Below are 811 nucleotides of genomic sequence, written 5' to 3'. Positions count from 1 at the left end.
AGACGGCGCGGACGGCCGCCGGTCCACCGGCAGGCCCGGCGCCCGTCAGACCCTCGATGAGCCCCAAGACCGAGTCGTCGGGGCCGGTGAGCCCGGCCGGACGGACCAGGACGGTCTCGGCGTCGCGGAACCAGGGCCGCAGGACGAGGGCGTCTCCGACCCGGGTGAAGCCCTGCGCGTCGGCCCCTCCCGTGGCCGGCATCCCGTACGCCTTGCGGATCTCGGCGGCGGTCGGGCGGCCCTGTTCCGTCCAATCCGCGGAGAGGCTCAGCAGCAGCTCCGGGTCGGCCAGGCGGCGGCGCAGTGCGGCCAGACCGTCCGGCAGCGCCGCGCGCAGCGGATGTCCGAACGGCAGGACGTAGGCCAGCGTGGCCAGGGCGCCGACGGCATGCTGCACGGTGTACGGACCGGGCACGGCCGAGGGGTCCTCGGCGACCAGGTCGCCGTCCTTGTCGGGCCGCTGCACCGTGGTGCGGGCGAGCCAGGGCGTGTGCCGTGGGTTGAGCACCGCTTCCGCGGCACCGGAGCTCGTCTCGGCGAGCTGCCCGACGAGGTCCTCCGGCAGACGGACCAGGTGCCCGAGCCGCTCCGCCCACACCGGCCCCGCCGCCGCCGTGTCCGGGCCGGACGTCCACAGGTCGTCGGGGTCGGCGGGCAGCAGGGCCCCGACGAGCGCCTGCCGGTCCTCGGCGTCGACCGAGGCCAGCATGGCGTTGCCGGCGTCGAGCTGACGCTGCTTCATGCCGATGGCCCCGAGCTCCGGAGCGGCGGGCCGGTACGGCTCGGCGGCGAGCAGCACGGTGGCCTGCAG

Annotated in this window: 1 pseudogene; it reads right to left on the bottom strand. The window is 76.4% G+C overall.

Going from position 1 to position 811, the window contains the following annotated elements:
* Nucleotides 1-811: pseudogene (locus tag IH13_RS0104890) on the bottom strand (hypothetical protein); the annotation flags it as partial.

It is taken from the genome of Streptomyces sp. NRRL WC-3549, assembly GCF_000721935.1.
Taxonomy (GTDB): Bacteria; Actinomycetota; Actinomycetes; order Streptomycetales; family Streptomycetaceae; genus Streptomyces.
This window is presented reverse-complemented; position numbering and strand designations above follow the sequence as displayed.